The sequence below is a fragment of the Streptomyces sp. NPDC031132 genome (assembly GCF_055570595.1).
Genome location: NZ_JBVIGX010000017.1, coordinates 127516 through 143064, shown reverse-complemented (window position 1 = coordinate 143064; position 15549 = coordinate 127516). Strand labels below are relative to the sequence as shown.

Genomic DNA, 15549 nt, shown 5'->3' with positions numbered 1-15549 from the left:
AAGCCGGTCGACGCCAAGGACTTCAAGGACCCGGGCGATCCCCTGATCGCCGCGGCCCAGGACAAGCTCGACAGCGCCCGCAAGCAGCGCAACGAAGTCGCCGAGACGACCCGTACGGCGGTCCGCGCGGCCCGCGACAAGGCCCCAAAGAAGCCCTCGTACGCCGAGCAGCTCGGTGATGGTGAGGAGTACTTCGTACTGGCGGGCGACCACTTCCTGGGTGGTGTGGTCAAGGGCACTGCCGGCCTCGCCAATTTCGCCCGGGCGCTCAACCCGCTGGACCCTTACAACATCACGCATCCCGCCGAGTACGTGACCAACCTGAACTCGACGGCTGCGGGCCTGGTCACCATGGCCAACGATCCCATGGGTGCGGGCAAGCAGATGCTCGATGAGTTCTCGAAGGACCCCTTCGAAGGCTTCGGCAAGCTCGTCCCCGAAGCTGTCGGCTCCAAGGGCGCCGGCGCCTTCAAGAAGCTCAGCTCCACCGCCAAGCATCTCGACGACCTCAAGGGACCGGGACGCACGAGCCTGGACAAGGACGGCCCGGAGCTGCACAAGACGCCGGACAGCGAGACGTCCACGGGTCACACCGACCCCGTCGACCTCGCCACAGGCCGAATGTTCCTGCCGCAGACCGACATCGTGCTGCCGGGCGCGCTGCCGCTCGCCTTCACGCGCCGTGCGGAGTCCGGCTACACAGTCGGCCGCTGGTTCGGCCCCTCCTGGGCATCCACGATCGATCAGCACTTGGAGATCGACGCCGAAGGCGTCGTCCTCGTCGGTGAGGACGGCCTGATCGTCGCTTACCCGCACCCGGCACCTGGCGTGCCAGTACTGCCCGAAACAGGCCCGCGCCATCCACTGGAGCGCACCCCTGACGGGGACTGGACACTCACCGACCCGGCTTCCGGCCGGGTACGCCGCTTCAGTCCGCCGGCGGACGGCGCCGAGGACGGCATCGCCCCGATCGCCCAGCTGGAGGACCGCAACGGCAACTTCGTCACCTTCGAGTACGACGCAGCGGGCACGCCGCTGGGTATCGCGCACTCCGGCGGCTACCACCTGCGCTTCGAGACGGCCGAGGGCCGCATTACCGCCCTCCACCTGACCGGCGGACCGCGCGTGCTCTCGTACGGTTACAGCGACGGGAACCTGACGGAGGTCGTCAACTCCTCCGGCTTGCCGCTGCGGCTGGCCTACGACGACCGCGGACGCATCACTTCCTGGACCGACACCAACGGGAGCCGGTACGACTACACGTACGACGAGCAGGACCGCTGTGTCGCCGAAGGCGGCACCGAGGGACACCTCGCGCTCACCCTCACCTACGACACCCGCGATCCGGAGACCGGCCACCGCGTCACCGCGGTCACCACTGCCGACGGGCACACCCGTCGGTACGTGATCGACGGCCACTGCCGTGTCGTCGCCGAGATCGACCCGCTGGGCGCGGTCACCCGCTACCAGTACGACAGGTACGGCCGAGTGATCAGCCGTACCGACCCGCTGGGCGCGACGAGCCTCCAGGAGTATGACGAAGCCGGTCGTATCACCCGGGCGATACGACCCGACGGCCGTACCATCGGCGCCGAATACGACGAACTGGGCCTGCCGGTACGGGTGGCGAATGCGGACGGCACCGTCCTGCGCCAGACCTACGACGAGCGCGGCAACCGCATCTCGCTCACCACCTCCACCGGAGCGGTCACCACTTTCACGTACGACGAACGCGGACACGTCGTCGCGGAGACCAACCCACTGGGCGCCGTTACGCGCATTGCCAACGACGAGGCCGGTCTCCCGGTCTCCATCATGGACCCCCTCGGCGCCACGACCCGCATCGAACGCGATGCGTTCGGGCGCACGGTGCGCGTGACCGACCCGCTCGGCGGGGTGACGGTCATGGAGTGGACCCCGGAGGGGCATCCTGCCCACCGGATGGATCCGGACGGCGCCGAGTCGGCGTGGACGTACGACGGCGAGGGCAACTGCACGTCCTTCACCGACCCGGCGGGCGGGGTGACCCGCTTCGAGTACACCCACTTCGACCTCCTCGCCGCCCGGACCGGGCCCGACGGCGTACGGTACGAATACACCTACGACGCGTTGTTGCGACTCACGGGCGTACGCAACCCTCAGGGGCTGACCTGGGAGTACGAGTACGACGCTGCGGGGCGGCTGATCTCGGAGACCGACTTCGACGGCCTGACGCTGACCTACTCCTACGACCCGACCGGGCGTCTGCGCTCCCGCGTGAACGGGCTGGGCGAGGAGATCGCGTACGAGCGGGACGTGCTCGGCCGGATCGTACGCAAGACCACCCCGACCGGTACGGCGACCTTCGAGTTCGACGTCTTCGACCTGCCGGCGGCGGCGGTCTCCTCCGACGGCACCAGGCTGGTCCGCATCCGCGACCGGCACGGACGTCTGGTCGAGGAGCATGTGGACGGCCGCACGGTCCGCTACACGTACGACGAGCTGAGCCGGCCGGTGGGCATGACCACCCCCACCGGCGCGGAGAACCGCCGGACGTACGACGAAGGCGGCCGCTGCACCGACATCACGGCCTCGGGCCGGACGCTGACCTTCGAGCGGGACGCGGCCGGCCGTGAACTGACGCGGCGCATCGGTGACAGCGCGGCGCTGCACCAGACTTTCGACGCGATGGGCCGACTCACCACCCGGCACATCACCGGCTCGGAGCAGCGAACCCTGCTGCGCCGCGGCTACAGCTACCGGGCCGACGGCAACCTGCTGGCGATCGACGACGAGGCGACCGGACCGCGGACCTTCACCCTGGATGCGGCCTCCCGTGTCACCGCCGTGGACGCCGCCTCCTGGTCGGAGCGCTACGCCTACGACGAGGCGGGCAACCAGACCTCTGCCGCGTGGCCGGAGCAGCTGGGCACGGAGGCCACCGGCGAACGCGCGTATAACGGGACGCGGATCAACCGCGCGGGCCGGGTCCGCTACGAGCACGATGCGCAGGGCCGAGTGATCCTGCGGCAGAAGACTCGGCTCTCCCGCAAGCCGGACACCTGGCACTACACGTGGGACGCCGACGACCGGCTCACGGAGGTGACCACCCCGGACGGGACGCGTTGGCGCTACCGCTACGACGCGATGGGCCGCCGTGCCGCGAAGCAGCGGCTCGCGTCGCGCGATGCTTCACCTGAGGCGTCGGCGCAGCCGGACGAGGTCGTGGAGGAGACCGTCTTCACGTGGGACGGCCCGACCCTCATCGAGCAGACGACCCGCTCGGCGGGCAACGCGCACGAGGTCACGCTCAGCTGGACGCACTCCGGCCTGCACCCGCTCACGCAGGTGGAGTCCATACGCCAGGCCTCCCCGGGGGTGCAGGCGACTCAGGAGGAGATCGACAGCCGGTTCTTCGCCATCGTCACCGACTTGGTCGGCACGCCGACCGAGCTGATCGACGAGCAGGGAGAGATCGCCTGGCGCACGCGCTCGACGGTATGGGGCACGACCAGCTGGAACAGGGACGCCTCCGCTTACACCCCGCTGCGCTTCCCGGGCCAGTACCACGACCCGGAGACCGGCCTCCACCACAACTACTTCCGCACCTACGACCCGGAGACGGCCCGCTACCTGACGGGCGACCCGCTGGGCCTCGCCCCGGCCCCGAACCCGGTCGCGTACGTCACGAACCCGCTCGTGTGGGCGGACCCGCTGGGCCTCAGTCCCTGCCCCAAGAAGAGCGAGGAGCGGAAGGCGCTGGGGCCGTCCCAGCGCGGGGATACCGTCCCGCACCTGGAGGGGTCGACGATCGTCGCGCGCTTCGCAAAGCCAGGGGAGGAGTTCAACATGGTGGTCGCACCCGGTCAGCGTGGCCCGGGCGGATTCGGCACCTTCGACGACGTACCCAACCAGCAGTACGTTCGCGATCAAATGGCCGTCCGCACCGACTGGAAGCCGGACGTCTCGCTCCTGCAGCGGTACCGCATCTCCGACGGTGACCCGATCCTCGTCCAGGAGAGCATCATCGGGCCCCAGATGGACCCGAAGCTGGGCCGGCTACCCGGCGGCGGGACCCAGATTGAGATCATGGAATTCGCTGACCGATCCCGACTGATCCCAGTCGGTCCACCCACGGAGATCCCCAAATGACAGAAGCAGATCCCGGCGTCGTGGTCACCTGGGCCCCGGGCGACACCACGATCCGGTGGAGTGGCCCGGCGGGGAGCGCCGAGAAGTCGTACGAGCGTCCGCCGCAGGACGTCATGGCGTGGCGGGAGTACGACGAGACGTTGGTCGTGGTGGTGGAAGCCATCAACACTGCACCGTTCACCCCGTCGGACAATGCGGTGGTCTACCGGGCCGACGGATCGGAGCGGTTCAGGCTGCACCCGCCGCGTGGCCTGGTGTACACGCCGAGCGACGTGCACGGCTTCTACCTCGCTGTGCCGCAGGATGGCCGACCGCTCATGATCATGGTCACGCGGAACGCGGGTGACTTCCAGGGCCGCATCGACCTGGAGACCGGCGAGATCGTCGACACCAACATCTGGCGCTGATCCCGAAGAAGGTCTCGGCTGTTCCGGTACTACGACTGACCCGTCAGCCGGGCTTCGTTGGCTTGCAGCTCGGCAGGAAGCTGGGCGTGGCCCAGACCGCGCCCGTACCGGTCCGCCGCCCCGCATCATTCGATTCGGCTGCCCTGTGATCATCCGCGACGAGATCAAGCAGAGCAGAGAATCGGGATGCGGAGGCTGTGATCCGGCTTCCGGCCGATGTGGCTCATTCGGCCTTTCCCCCACCCTCCCTCAAGCCAGGCCAGGCCGCCTGCACCACGGCTGACTCACCCTCACCAAGACCCCAGGTAACGGGGGATGGCCTGGCCGACCCTGTGGAGCAGGCGATACGGTGCCTGTGATCGGATAGAGGGAGGGGCCAGCCTTCCCCCGAAAACCAAACAGGCCCAGAGCGGACCTGTCGGTCCGTCTTCCGGGTGGCCGCCCGGAAGACGGACGCACACCTGAACCAACGACGGAGAGGTGCGCTCGTGATCAGCGTACGGGGTGCAGCACGAGTGCCGCATCGTCCAAGGCCCCCTGACTGGGGCGGTGGTCTCCCGACCGCCCGAGAGGCCGGCCCGCAACACCAGCCTCTCCTCTGACGTATCTGCCATATCTGCGGCCGCTCTCCTTTTGCAGAAGAAACGGCTGCCGACTCTCGCCCGAGTCATTGCTCCGCCAGCGATAAACCCAAACCCACTCGCTGAGGATGCTCCAGCCGGCGCGCGCAACCGCGTCGGCTCTGCCACGGGTACGACGCGAGGCCGACATCCGCATTCCGGAGCGGCCACGCTGCGCCGTACCCCGCGCATGGTGCATCCCCACGCGTTCGCCCTAAGGGGGAATGCCATCGTGCAGCGCCCGGACTTCAGCACATCCCTGCACCTCGCCGTGCCCGCTCTCTGCGCCCTCGACGGCACAGCCAACCGAGCGGGGGTGAGCTGGTGAAGAAGCGCAGCGGACGGCCGGCACGGTTTGCGGCAGTCCCCAACGACACCATCGACAACGCGGTGGCCCTGGACCTCGAGGCCCTGGGGCTGCTGGCGGTCCTGATCCGGCACCAGGACGGGTGGGACATCCAGCTGGCTACGATCGCCCGGAAGTACGGCTACGGCCGTGACGGGCTCGCGGGCGCGATGGGACTGCTCCAGGTTGCCCGGTACGTCGTCAAGATCCGCATCATGGCCTGGAAGGGCAACGCGTGGTCCACCGAAGTGGTGGTGTACGACACCCCCGCCACGGACGCGGAGGTGTCCGCGCTGCTGGACTCTGTCGAACGTGAGCCCGGTGTCCGGCAGGTGCAGCTGATCGAGCCGACTTCCAGGGCCCTGGCCTCAGCCGCCAAACGCCGGGCAAAGCTCGCGGCGGAAAAGCCTGCGGGCAAGCTCAACATCACCGTTCCCCGACTCCCAGATTCCCGGGAGTCGGGGCTGACCTGCGAGAACGATTCAATTGACCAGGCCGTCCCCGACTCCCGGAAACCCCGGGTGCCGGGGAACGCGGGAGTCATTAAGAAGACTGTCAGCCAGAAGACAACAGAAGACGACCGAGCGCCTGCGGCGCGAGCCGCTGGTGACGCCCGTAGGGCTGGTGCGGGTAGTAGCGCGCGGACGAGCGCGGGCGGCTCCGCCTCGTCCTGCGGCGCCGGCGCGCCGAACTCGGGGGCTCGATCGGCGACGGGCGCGAAGACCGGCCGCACCCGTATGTCGGCCGAGCAGTCCGCCGCAGTGGCCGAGGTTGAGGCTGCCTGGCCCGAGGCCCTGGCCGCGCTACTGCCGCAGTACCGCCCGGCCGTGCTCCGGGACGCCATTCTGGCCGCCTTGAATGGCGGCCGGACCGCCGGCCAGCTGGCGGACCGGGTGCGGCGTCGGTGGTGGGACCACGGCTACGCCGTGGACGCGGCCCACGGAGGTAAAGGGATCGCCTCCGCCGTCGGCGTAGCGGTCGGCCTGGTCCGCCCGTCCACGGACTGCCCGGACCCCATGTGCGAGGACGGTGCCCGGGTCCACCTGGGCCCTCAGGACGTCTGCCCCAAGTGCGAAGAACGCAGGGCTCAGCGCCGGGCTTCCCGACGGCGGGGGCTCGTCCCCGGCCCCCAGGTAGCTACGGCAGCCGCGGTGTGGTGGGAATGCGAGGGCACCGACGACAGGGGCCGGCTGTGTGAGGCGACCGGGAAGGGCACCAGGCCCGAGGACGGCCTCTGCTGGAAGTGCCATGACCGGGCCGAGGCCGAGGTGATCGAGCGGGCCGTGGCCGGCCTGCGGGCCGAGATGGAGGCGGAGTACGCCGCCCAGGCCGAGCGGCTCAGGACGGCAGCCCGTTGGGAGGCAATGCTGGCCGACGCGTACGCCGAGCACGCCGGGCGGGAAGCGGCCCATGCCCCGCAGCAGGCCCGGAGAGCGGCCGAGAACGCTCGGCGCATGCATCAGCAGCTGGTCGCGAGCCACCCAGAACTGGCAGCATGCGCGCAGCAGACCGACCGAACCACCAGCCACAGCAGGCCCTATCCAACCCCTGCACTCCCCGATGCGTGCTTCACATCCCACCCTGGAGAGCCGTGGAAGGTGCCACCCGGTCCCTCGGCAGCCCTGCATGAAAGACTGGACCTTGTGTAGCGACGAAGGGCAACGAATGGATGACAACTTCCGCGTGCTCAAGAACATGCACAGCCTGCCGTTCGCGCCAGACCACGGGGTGGTCTCGGACCCCGTCAAGGAGCGCCGTGACGCAATCACGGCCCTGGAAAACGCCGTTGGCCATGGGTTGAACCATCCCCCGCTCGGCGCCTTCACGGAGGTTCCGGACCGCCCTGGCACCGTGATCGAGAAGTGGACCCGTCGTCTCGCGAAATCCGAGCCGACGCTGCTCCACGCCCTTCTCGTGATGGACGGCTCACCGGTCGACACCTGTTTCATCGACCCGCTGACCGATATGCCGGCCCTCAGCAGCCCGGACGGTGCAGATGGCAATCCCACTTGGCGGTTCTACGCCCCCTTGTCGCTCCCTGCCGACGGGGAAGAACTTGCGTCCGTGACCCTCTACCACACCGCGTGGATTACGACCAGCCGTGGCCGTGTCTACCCCGCCCCGTGCAGCTCTTTCGAACAGCTGGCGTGGCACCGCTGGGGAGGATCGCCCAGGCAGACCGCAGCTGTCGTCAACGAGCTACTTGACGATCTCGGGGCCACGGTTGACTCCGTCAGACAGTGCGTTGGCCCCGACGGCTTGTCTGAGTTGCTTGGCCGCGATCACATGTATGACGTCGAACTCGGTCGGGACGCGCTGCTGGGGGCACGTCGGCTTCGTTGAACTAGGGGCCCGCACTTCAACCAGTAACGAGAGAGGCCGCGCCCACTGTGACCCTGAGCTCCGCTGACCAATTGAGACTGCGGTCGATCGTCGACGACATCATCGGCTGTGCAGCTCTGCAGGAGTACCGCATGGTGGACATGCTGATGCGCGAGGTTGCCCGCAATTGGGGCGAAGCCGGCGAAGAATACATGGCTTTCCTATTGGCGCAGGACATCGTCGAGCACGCAGCTCCATCCGCCCGCAACGCGTACGCGAAGGTGACCATAGGCACCGCCCTGACACCCGAGGACCGGAGGGAGTTGGAGGCACGCATTCATGGGCAACTCGCCGGTGATGAGGACGTGGAAATGCTCTACGCCCTCACCGAGGATTTCCTGAATGCCGTCTGGCGGGACGAGCCGTCGGACCGCAGGCGCGCCGTGTCCACAGCGCGGTCGTACGGCGGCTTCAGTGCGCTGTGTACGATCATGCTGGCCATAGCGGTCAATCACGCGCCAGAGGCGCAAAGCGGGCCTACCCCCCCGTCGTTTTGACCCGGGGGCGGCGCATTCGAGTGGCAGCATGAGCCCGCTTGGTGCATTTGATCGGATCGCCCCACTGGATCGAGCCATGGGCATGCCGCATGATCGCGAGTCGAGGTGCAGAAACGGGTGTGAAGCGTGTGCCAGGCGGCGCAGGCCCTCGTCACCCGCGACAGAGGAGCCCCCACTCGTGATTGCCGTCCCGCCTTTGTTCTCCCCCATACCACCTGCCATCCACCCCTGCCACGCAGAGGTCAACGCACAGACCGCCGCATGGGCGGAAAGCTTTCAGATAGGGTCCGTCGACCTGCGCCGCCGACTGGTGCGGCACGAGATCGGCATTTTCGCAGCCCGAATACTGCCGCATGGGCGACAGGAAGTGGTCAGGGTCCTGGCGGATTTCGTGATGTGGCTGTTCGGCGTCGACGACGGCTACTGCGAGGAAGGCTCTCTCGGCCAGCGTCCAGGAGACCTTGCAGGAACGATGCACCGCCTGCTGCGGGTGGCGCAGAATCCCGAGGCGCCCTTGCTGCTCGACGACCCGCTGGCAAGCGGGCTGCGCGACCTGCGGACTCGCGTGGACATGTACGGGACGGACAGTCAGGCGGCCCGCTGGGTCGCCAATTTGCGCGAATACGCCCTGTCCGTTGTATGGGAGGCGTCCCATCGCCGCTCGAACACGGTCCCGGCCCTGTCGGACTACACCCTGATGAGGCTGTACGACGGTGCGACGACGGTCATCTTCCCGCTGCTGGAGATGGGGCACGGATACGAGCTGCCGCCCCACGAGCGCGACGACAAGTCCGTCCGGGCAGCCGAGGAGATGGCGTCGTTCGTGATCACGTGGGACAACGACATTCTCTCCGACCACAAGGAACGGGCAGCGGACGGCTACCACCTCAACGTCCTCCGGGTCTTGGAGGAGGACGGGCTCGGTCCGCAGGAGGCGATGGCTCGGGCCATCACCCAGCGCGACCGTGTACTGGGCGCCTTCATGCACCTCACCGACCATCTCTCCGCGGTGGGCAGTCCGCAGATGCGGCAGTACACGGCCGGCCTGCGAAGCTTCGTCCGTGGGTCTCTGGACTGGGGTGTCACATCGGTCCGGTACACCACCCCCGACGACCCTGCCGGTCTGCCCACGGCCTTCGCCCAGAGACCGACGGATGACAGCCCCGAGCGCTTGGGGATCGACGCGGTGTCGTGGTGGTGGGACGTGGTGCCGCAGGGCCGTCCCCTGCGAGCGGCTCAGCCCCTCGGCCTGTCCGGCCTGCGGGGCTGACCGGACGGCCGAGTCCGCTGGCTGGAAGCCCGATGGGAGACGCTTGCCAGGACGTCACGTCCGGGCGACCACAGTCATGGGAATGGAGTCCGCGTGTGCCACGGCCGAGGCGACCTCCCGCGGTGTGTGCCCGGCGACCGGGACCAGCTTCCAGCGGTCCAGGATCGTCGCGAGGGCGATCGTGGCCTCTGTCCATACGAACAGGTCGCCTATGCATTTGCGGTTGCCTGCGCCGAACGGGATGTAGGCGCGGCGGCCTGGCCCGCCGGCCTGCCGTTCGGGAAGCCAGCGGGCAGGGTCGAACCGGTCGGGGTTCTCATACAAACCGGGATCGCGGTGCAGCGCGTACAAGCTGAAGGCCACCTCGGTACCGCGCGGCAGGGCGACCCCTGCGAGGGTCACCGGCTCGGTCGTGCGCCTCATCAGGAGCGTGACGCCGTGCAGCCGGATCACCTCGTCGATGACGCGGCGCAGGGCCTTCAGCTGGGGCACGTGCAGTGCGGTGACGGGGCCGTCACCGACGACCTCGCGGATCTCGGCAACGACTGCCTCTTCCACGTCGGGTCGGGAGGCGAGCTCGTGGAACGTCCAGGCGAGGGTGGCGGCGGTGGTCTCCGCACCCGCGAAGAGGATCGTGGACAGCTCGTCCCGCGCCTCCTGGTCCGACAGCCTCGTACCGCTGTCGGGGTCCTGGGCCGTCAGCAACAGCGACAGCAGGTCGTCACGGCCCGTAGGCCCTGCCGCACGTGAGCGGGTCACGACCTCGTCGATGACCGATCGGAGTTCGGCGGCCGCACGGTCGAATTCCCTGTTGGCACGTATGGGGAGCCGATCGAGGAACTTCGGGGAGGCGGCGCGGACCAGGAGGTTCGTCAACAGCACGGGCAGGTGCTCCCGGACCGCAGCGACGGCCGGCAGGCCTATCTCGGAGGAGAAGAGGGTCCGGGACAGGGTCTCGACGGCGTAGCCCGCCATGGCCGGCTCCATGTCGACGACATCTCCGGGCTTCCAGGAATTGGCGAGTGACCGGGCGCTGCTGCTCATGATCTCGGAGTACCCGGCGATGCGGTCACGGGTGAACATCGGCTGGATCATGCGGCGGTGTCTGCGGTGGAACTCGCCGTCCGAGTTGGCGAGGCCGTTGCCGGCCAGCGGCCTCAGCCGGTCGAAGAAGCGGCCCTTCTCAAAGCTGTTCACCTGCCGGACGGTGACCTCGTGCACCAGCTCGGGTGTGGTCACCACGTACATCGGCATGGTTCCCAGGTTGACCCGTACGAGCTCTCCGTGGTCTCGCAGCGAGGAGAGGAAGCCGAGCGGGTCTCTCCACAGAGCCAGAGCATGACCGAGGAGGGGAACGGCTCCTGGTGCCCTCGGGACGGATGTGACGGATGTGACGGCCTGCTCTTCAGATACTGACGACATGCCAAGTGGTCCTTCCTGCTGGGGGTGCGCGGACCAGGATCCCCCTGCCGTATGCGCGCGAGCCCAGCGGCCCCGCGAATCAGCACCAGGGCCTTCGACACAAGATCTTTCTCAGCCAAGTGGGCAACTGGCCGGTCGCAGTTGAGGCGGAGACCTGCGCTCCGGTGGCGTACGACCCGACGGTAAGCTGCACGTCGCTGACTCCCCGTCACTCTCAGTGCGGGCTCGCCCCCAGCTCTCCAGAGCCCCGCCGTTGCCCGGAGGCCACGTGACCACGCAATTCCCCGATACGACCACGCCCTCGGCCGCTGCCACCCGTGGCTGTCCCATGCACGCCGCGGCATCCGACAGCGTGCGCCCGCTCTACGGCGCCGAGGCGGAAGCGCAGCCGTACGCCCTGTACGAACAGCTCCGAGCCGAACACGGCGAGGTGGCTCCTGTACGTCTGTACGGAGACGTGCCCGCCTGGCTGGTACTGGGGCACCGGGAGAACCTTGATGTGATGCGTTCGAAGAACTTCTCCTCCGACTCCCGTAACTGGCACGCCATCCGGAACGGGACTCTCGCCCCTGATTCGCCCCTGCTGCCCATCACGGCGTGGCAACCGCTGGTGGCGCTCACCGACGGGACGGAGCACGCCCGTCTGCGAGAGGCGGTGACGGAGAGCCTGGCCGGGGTGAACCGGCATCGCCTGCGCCGATACATCACCCGGTACGCGGCACGCCTCATCGACGGTTTCGCCGGGGAAGGCAAGGCCGACCTCGTCACCGACTTCGCGCGGAAGCTGCCCGCGTTCGTAGTCGCCCACCAGCTGGGCATACCCGAGTCCGCTGCCCTGTCGGTGGGAGCGGCCGTCTCCGACATGATCAGTGGTGGTGAAGCCGCTCTGGCCGGCAACCAGCTGGTGGTCGAGACCGTGCACGACTTGGTCGAGAGCCGGAAACAGCAACCCGGCGACGACCTGGCCAGCAGGCTCCTGGCCCATCCACGCGGTCTGACAGATGAGGAGGTCCGCCAGCATCTGCGGCTGATCCTGGTCGGTGCGCTGGAGCCCACGGCCAACCTGATCGCGAACACACTGCGGATGATCCTGACCGACTCCCGCTTCCGCGGCAACCTCTCAGGCGGCCAGATGACGCTGCCGGACGCGCTGGAGCAGGTCCTGTGGGACCACCCCCCGCTCGCCGTCGTTCCGACCCGCTGGGCGCTATGCGACATAGAGGTCGGCGGCACTCAGATCGCTGCCGGGGACATGGTGATGCTCGGCCTGGCCGCCGGGAACGTCGATCCGGTGATCCGCCCCGACTCCGCCAAGCCTGTGCACGGCAACCGCTCACACCTGTCCTTCGGCTCAGGAGCCCACGAGTGTCCCGGCCAGGACCTCGGCCGGGCCATCGCCGAGACCGGCATCGACCTGCTGCTGGAGCGCATCCCGGATGCGGCCCTGTCCATCGCTGATGACCAGCTTCAGGTAGTGGGCACGTGGATGTCCCGCCGACTGACCGGCTTGCCCGTCGAATTCAAGCCCCGCCGACAGGCGGCTAGTCCGGCAGCCGCTCCGCAGGGCCCCCGAGAGCCGGTTCAGCCCGACACCGCTCCCGCCGCCGCGACGGCGCAGCGGTGGTCCTGGCAGTTCTGGCGCCGCTGACCGACCGGTTCCGGCACGAGGGCGCGACCCGACGCCCGGGTGGACGGAGGTCCGGATGATGCCGGGCCGCGTCCAGCAGGCCGTCGTCCCGCCCGTGCATCCGCCGGGTCAATTGTCCGCAGGCCGAGGACCGGGCCGGTAGTCCAACGGCTCGTCCCCGACCGAACCGTTCCCGCGCCCGCGCACCCTCCGGGCAGGAGCGGTACCAGTCTCGGACGCCGGCCAGGCGCGCTACGCCGCTCCCGCGGAGCGCGACCGCTCCGCGGCGTGGTGCGGACCGAGCTCATGCCCGGTGTTGGACATGGCGCAGCCGTGGACGGCCGGCGCCGCCCGCCGCCAGATTGCATGGCCACGTCGGCCGACCCGCGGCTCAAGCCCCGGTGGAGCGGAGTGAGCCGGCCCTCGCTCCGCTGCTGTCGGCCAGGCCTCGCGGTCGCCGAAGGCCCAGGAGGTGAGCTGGGGGTAGGGGTACGCCTCCCGCTTCTCCGAGGAATCGGCGTTCTTGCCCACGTAGTCGGTCAGCCTCGGGATCACGAAGATCGTATAGAACGCGATGGTTGCGCCCGTGGATGGCCATGGCCGCGATGGCCAGGCCCTTACCCCGCTCTTGGTCTTCTGCGATGCCGGTCACGTGTACCAGCCCTGCGGAACACCGCGCTGCCCCGGCGGTCCGTGCTGTGGGTACGGCCCAGGAGGCGACAGCCCTTGCGGTGGCATGGACATGCGTGTGGGCGCTCCTTGGCAAAGGGGTGCAGTGCAACCAAGAGCCAGGCTCTGCGGGCTGTTTGGGCGGGCCCTGGTTCCCGTGATCGTTGCCCACCCCACTATCCATGATGTACATGGCAAGCTGCAACTACCGATGTGTAAATTGCAGCTTGGAATGTGCACATCGGTTGTGTCACACTCTGCTCACTTCGGAAAGGGGGAAAGTTGGCTGCTCCCAAAGCGACCACGACACTTCAGTCAGTTCTGGCGCAGCGCCTCACGGACTGGCGCGTGCAGGCTGCCCCGCAGATCAGCCGCGCAGATGCGGCCCAGGCCGTCGGCGTCACGCAACACACAGTGCGCCGTTGGGAGATCGGCGAGTCCAACCCTCCACGAACGACGATCGAAAAGCTGCTCGACCTGTACGGAGCCACGGCGGAGGAGATCGCCGGCTTCCTCGCAGAGGTGGACCAGGCCAAGCAGCCGTCCTGGTGGGCGTCCTATCCCGTCGAAGTCCTGCCCAAGAACCTGCACCGGTTCCTGAGCCTGGAGAGCGCGGCCATCGTCATCCGCGCCTTCGAGCCGTACATGGTGCCTGCACTGCTGCGCACCGAGGACTACGCTCGCGCCGCCCTGAACGCCTGTCACCCTGGAATCGGGACAGACCTTCTCGGCCGTCACATGGACCTGCTGCAGGAGCGGCAGCGCCGAATCCTCGGCACGAGCCATGACACACCGCGGCCCCCAGGGACGACGCGCCCCATTGTGTGGGTGGTGCTCGACGAGAGCGCCCTGCGGCGCAGCGTGGGCGGTCCGCAGGTGATGCACCGGCAGATCGAGCATCTCCTGGCCATGGCGAAGCAGCCGGAAATCAAGATCCAGATCGTGCCCCAGCACCTCGGCGCCTACCCGGGCACCGAGTCGGGGCCGTTCCACCTCTTCCGATTCGCCGAGCCTGAGCTACCCGACATCGTCTACCGGAGCAGCTTCGACGGCGGCGAGTACCTGCACCAGAAGACCAATCGCCACCTGCAGGGTTTCGACACGATGTGCGCGGTATACGCCGCGCCGATCCGCGACACGCCGGTGATCTTGGGGGAGATCGCCAAGGAAGCATGGGCCCAGTGACCGGCACCGCAACTGCCCGGGCCACAATCGAGGGGGAGTACATGGGCGGGAAGTACAAGGCGTTCACGCCAGGGCACATCGATGCCAGCCAGCCGCACCCCGGAAGGGTGTACAACGCTCTCCTCGGTGGAAAAGATCATTATGAGGTCGATGCCGCGGTAGCCGCCGCCATTGGGAAGGTCCACCCGAACAGCAGGGCCACGGCCTGGGCAGCCCGGCACTGCGTGGAACGCATTGCGACGTTCATGGCCCGTGAGGGCATCACCCAGTTCCTGGACCTCGGGTGCGGCTCGTCCATCGAACCCGACCTGGATCAGATCGTCCGGAGCATCGCTCCGGAGGCCCGGGTGGTGTCGGTCGACAGCGACCCGATCGTGGCCCGACGCTCCGAGGCGTTCATGTCCGCGCCCGAGTCCGCCGAAGGCCGTTCCGTCTTCCTCCAAGCCGATCTGTGCGACCCGTCCTCGGTGCTGGACTCGCCCGAAGTCCGCAACACCCTGGACCTCACGCAGCCAGTTGGCCTCTGCTTCAACAACGTGCTGTGTTTCATCGACGACGCCCGACGGCCGCATGATGCGGTGGCGGCGTACGTCGAAGCCGTGGCACCAGGGAGCTTGATGAGCGTCATCCACCCGACGGCGGACTTCAAGGACTTGAGCGAGGTCGTCATCGCCTATAACTCCGAGGACGGCAGTGGCCCTCTCCGGCTCCGCGGCCGAGCCGAGATCCTGCGCTTCTTCACCGGTCTCGAGCTCATCGAACCCGGGCTTGACACCTCCCGCGGCTGGCGGTCCGACATCGTTGTTCCCCAGGTCGGCGTCAGCAACATCGCCGTCGTCGATACCTCGACCCTCACAGACGAGGAGGACTCGAAGTACGCAGCCGTAGCCCGTAAGCCGTAGCCGGAACATCCGTGTCGGGGCTGTACCACCAGGCTCCCACGGAAAAGTGGCCGTCCCTCTTTGCAGAGAGGAACGGCCACCGTGACTCGCC

General features: G+C 68.2%; 11 protein-coding genes. 9 read left to right on the top strand and 2 right to left on the bottom strand.

Annotated elements, in window-relative coordinates; genetic code table 11:
• The 6 genes from ACZ49B_RS24560 to ACZ49B_RS24535 form a co-directional block, all read left to right on the top strand.
• On the top strand, positions 1 to 4131 hold a 4131-nt coding region (locus tag ACZ49B_RS24560), incomplete at its 5' end, for a DUF6531 domain-containing protein (protein ID WP_468309578.1).
• Positions 4128 to 4538, top strand: coding sequence for a hypothetical protein (locus tag ACZ49B_RS24555; RefSeq protein ID WP_468309575.1), 411 nt, complete (start codon positions 4128 to 4130; stop codon positions 4536 to 4538). The genes ACZ49B_RS24560 and ACZ49B_RS24555, both read left to right, overlap by 4 nt.
• Before the next feature lie 944 nt (positions 4539 to 5482).
• Complete coding sequence (locus ACZ49B_RS24550; RefSeq protein WP_468309572.1) at positions 5483 to 7153, top strand: hypothetical protein; 1671 nt, start codon at positions 5483 to 5485, stop codon at positions 7151 to 7153.
• Positions 7154 to 7169: 16 nt separating this feature from the next.
• Positions 7170 to 7847 carry a hypothetical protein gene (locus ACZ49B_RS24545; protein ID WP_468309569.1) on the top strand — a complete coding sequence of 226 codons (678 nt, stop codon included), beginning with the start codon at positions 7170 to 7172 and terminating at the stop codon, positions 7845 to 7847.
• 131 nt (positions 7848 to 7978) lie between these two features.
• The gene (locus ACZ49B_RS24540) at positions 7979 to 8383 is read left to right on the top strand and encodes a hypothetical protein (protein WP_468309567.1); all 405 of its coding nucleotides are present in this window, start codon (positions 7979 to 7981) and stop codon (positions 8381 to 8383) included.
• A 181-nt stretch (positions 8384 to 8564) separates the two neighbouring features.
• Entirely contained in the window at positions 8565 to 9653 is a 1089-nt protein-coding gene (locus tag ACZ49B_RS24535; protein WP_468309592.1) for a selina-4(15),7(11)-diene synthase, read from the top strand.
• A 54-nt stretch (positions 9654 to 9707) separates the two neighbouring features.
• On the opposite strand, the gene ACZ49B_RS24530 is transcribed toward ACZ49B_RS24535, so the two are convergent.
• Positions 9708 to 11075: a cytochrome P450 gene (locus tag ACZ49B_RS24530; protein ID WP_468309564.1), complete on the bottom strand. Its 1368-nt coding sequence runs from the start codon at positions 11073 to 11075 to the stop codon at positions 9708 to 9710.
• 328 nt (positions 11076 to 11403) lie between these two features.
• Between ACZ49B_RS24530 and ACZ49B_RS24525 the strand changes: the two genes are divergently transcribed.
• Positions 11404 to 12723 carry a cytochrome P450 gene (locus ACZ49B_RS24525; protein WP_468309561.1) on the top strand — a complete coding sequence of 440 codons (1320 nt, stop codon included), beginning with the start codon at positions 11404 to 11406 and terminating at the stop codon, positions 12721 to 12723.
• 231 nt (positions 12724 to 12954) lie between these two features.
• On the opposite strand, the gene ACZ49B_RS24520 is transcribed toward ACZ49B_RS24525, so the two are convergent.
• Complete coding sequence (locus ACZ49B_RS24520; RefSeq protein WP_468309558.1) at positions 12955 to 13257, bottom strand: hypothetical protein; 303 nt, start codon at positions 13255 to 13257, stop codon at positions 12955 to 12957.
• A 396-nt stretch (positions 13258 to 13653) separates the two neighbouring features.
• Here ACZ49B_RS24520 and ACZ49B_RS24515 point away from each other — a divergent pair, with 396 nt between their 5' ends.
• A complete protein-coding gene (locus ACZ49B_RS24515; RefSeq protein WP_468309555.1) occupies positions 13654 to 14556 on the top strand; it encodes a helix-turn-helix domain-containing protein in 903 nt (300 codons plus the stop codon).
• Positions 14553 to 15458, top strand: a complete 906-nt coding sequence (locus ACZ49B_RS24510) for an SAM-dependent methyltransferase (protein ID WP_468309552.1) — start codon at positions 14553 to 14555, stop codon at positions 15456 to 15458. Before ACZ49B_RS24515 ends, ACZ49B_RS24510 begins: the two co-directional genes overlap by 4 nt.
• Positions 15459 to 15549 lie beyond the last annotated feature (91 nt).